General features: G+C 63.7%; 1 protein-coding gene. It reads left to right on the top strand.

Annotation, left to right across the window (positions count from 1 at the left end):
- Positions 1-69: 69 nt before the first annotated feature.
- A partial coding sequence (purL, locus tag ACIOUG_RS26830) for a phosphoribosylformylglycinamidine synthase (RefSeq protein ID WP_401070165.1) occupies positions 70-3,051 on the top strand: 2,982 nt, incomplete at its 3' end.

Raw genomic sequence — 3,051 nt, 5'->3', positions numbered from 1 at the left:
CCCATCCACCACCCCGCCCCCTCCCCCCAGGACCGGTGCGGCTGTCAGTGGCCGGACCGCCATTACAGCATCCCGGCCCCGCACAGCCAGAAGGTTCCAGCTGTCAGTGGCCTGTATGCTGAATTCGCTCACTTCGCCGAAGTCACCGGCGTCCTGACCGGCGACGAACAGCAGGTGCTTGCGCGCCTTCTGAAGTACGGCCCAAGCGTTCCGGTACAAGAGCCGACCGGCCGTCTGTTTCTGGTATTGCCGCGTTTCGGCACCATCTCGCCATGGTCGAGCAAGGCCAGCGACATCGCCCGCAACTGCGGCCTGAGCAAGATCCAGCGCCTGGAGCGCGGTATCGCGTTCTACGTGGCCGGCCAGTTCAGCGACACCGAAGCCCAGCAGATTGCCGACGTGCTGCATGACCGCATGACCCAGATCGTTCTGGGCAATCTGGAGCAGGCCGCCGGTCTGTTCAGCCACGCCGAGCCGAAGCCGCTGACCGCGATCGACATCCTCGGTGGCGGCCGCGCCGCGCTGGAAAAAGCCAACACCGAACTGGGCCTGGCCCTGGCCGAAGACGAGATCGACTATCTGGTCAACGCCTTCAACGGTCTCAAGCGCAACCCGCACGACATCGAACTGATGATGTTCGCCCAGGCCAACTCCGAGCACTGCCGCCACAAGATCTTCAACGCCAGTTGGGATATTGACGGCGAGACCCACGAAAAAAGCCTGTTCGGCATGATCAAGTTCACCTATCAGATTCACTGCGAAGGCGTGCTGTCCGATTATAAGGACAACGCCTCGGTGATCGTCGGCAACGTCGCCGGCCGCTTCTTCCCGGATCCGGAAACCCGCCAGTACGGCGCGGTGCAGGAGCCGGTGCACATCCTGATGAAGGTCGAGACCCACAACCACCCGACCGCGATCGCCCCGTTCCCGGGCGCGTCCACCGGTTCCGGTGGCGAGATCCGCGACGAAGGTGCAACCGGCCGTGGCGCCAAGCCAAAGGCCGGCCTGACCGGTTTCACCGTGTCCAACCTGCAGATCCCGGGCTTCGAACAGCCGTGGGAAGTGCCGTACGGCAAGCCGGAGCGCATCGTTACCGCGCTGGACATCATGATCGAAGGCCCGCTCGGCGGCGCCGCGTTCAACAACGAATTCGGGCGTCCGGCCCTGACCGGCTACTTCCGTACCTTCGAACAGTCGATCACTACTCCGCACGGTGACGAAGTTCGCGGTTACCACAAGCCGATCATGCTCGCGGGCGGCATGGGCAACATCCGCGAAGAACACGTCAAGAAAGGCGAGATTCTGGTCGGCTCCAAGCTGATCGTGCTCGGCGGCCCGGCGATGCTCATCGGTCTGGGCGGCGGTGCCGCTTCCTCGATGGCCACCGGCACCAGCTCGGCGGATCTCGACTTCGCTTCCGTACAGCGTGAAAACCCTGAGATGGAGCGTCGCTGCCAGGAAGTCATCGACCGTTGCTGGCAACTGGGCGACAAGAACCCGATCAGCTTCATCCACGACGTGGGTGCGGGCGGTCTGTCCAACGCCTTCCCGGAACTGGTCAACGACGGCGACCGCGGTGGCCGTTTCGAACTGCGCAATATTCCAAATGACGAGCCGGGCATGGCCCCGCACGAAATCTGGTCCAACGAATCCCAGGAGCGTTACGTTCTGGCGGTCGGCCCGGCCGACTTCGAGCGCTTCAAGGCGATCTGCGAACGCGAGCGTTGCCCGTTCGCCGTGGTCGGTGAAGCGACCGCCGAGCCGCAACTGACCGTGACCGACAGCCACTTCGGCAACAACCCGGTGGACATGCCCCTGGAAGTGTTGCTGGGCAAAGCGCCGCGCATGCACCGTTCGGTGGTTCGCGAAGCCGAGCTGGGCGACGATTTCGATCCGTCGAACCTCGACATCAGCGAGTCCATCGAACGCGTCCTGCATCACCCGGCCGTGGCGAGCAAAAGCTTCCTGATCACCATCGGCGACCGCACCATCACCGGCCTCGTGGCCCGTGACCAGATGGTCGGCCCATGGCAGGTTCCGGTGGCCGACGTCGCCGTCACCGCTACCAGTTTCGACGTCTACACCGGTGAAGCGATGGCCATGGGCGAGCGGACTCCGCTGGCGCTGCTGGACGCTCCGGCGTCGGGCCGCATGGCCATCGGCGAAACCCTGACCAACATTGCCGCTTCGCGCATCAACAAGATCTCCGACATCAAACTGTCGGCGAACTGGATGTCCGCTGCCGGCCACCCAGGCGAAGACGCGCGTCTCTACGACACCGTGAAAGCGGTCGGCATGGAGCTGTGCCCTGAGCTGGGCATCACCATTCCGGTCGGCAAGGACTCGATGTCCATGGCCACCCGCTGGAACGACAACGGCGAAGAAAAAACCGTGACCTCGCCGATGTCGCTGATCGTGACCGGTTTCGCCCCAGTGGCTGACATCCGTCAGACCCTGACCCCGGAACTGCGCATGGACAAGGGCACCACCGACCTGATCCTGATCGACCTCGGTCGCGGTCAGAACCGCATGGGTGCCTCGATCCTTGCCCAGGTTCACGGCAAGCTCGGCAAACACGCGCCGGACGTCGACGACGCCGAAGACCTCAAAGCTTTCTTCGCGGTGATCCAGGGCCTCAACGCCGACGGTCACCTGCTGGCTTACCACGACCGTTCCGACGGTGGTCTGCTGACTTCCGTGGTGGAAATGGCGTTCGCCGGCCACTGCGGTCTGAGCCTGAACCTGGACAGCGTTGCCGAAAATTCGGCAGAAATCGCCGCGATCCTGTTCAACGAAGAACTGGGTGCCGTCATCCAGGTTCGTCAGGACGCCACCCCGGACATCCTCGCGCAGTTCAGCGCGGCCGGTCTGGGCGACTGCGTGTCGGTGATCGGTCAGCCGATCAACAATGGCCAGATCAACATCACCTTCAACGGTGACACCGTGTTCGAAGGCCAGCGTCGTCTGCTGCAACGTCAGTGGGCCGAGACCAGCTATCAGATCCAGCGTCTGCGCGACAACGCCGACTGCGCCGAGCAAGAGTTCGACTCG

The organism is Pseudomonas sp. NPDC087803, from assembly GCF_044742995.1.
GTDB lineage: Bacteria > Pseudomonadota > Gammaproteobacteria > Pseudomonadales > Pseudomonadaceae > Aquipseudomonas.
This window is presented reverse-complemented; position numbering and strand designations above follow the sequence as displayed.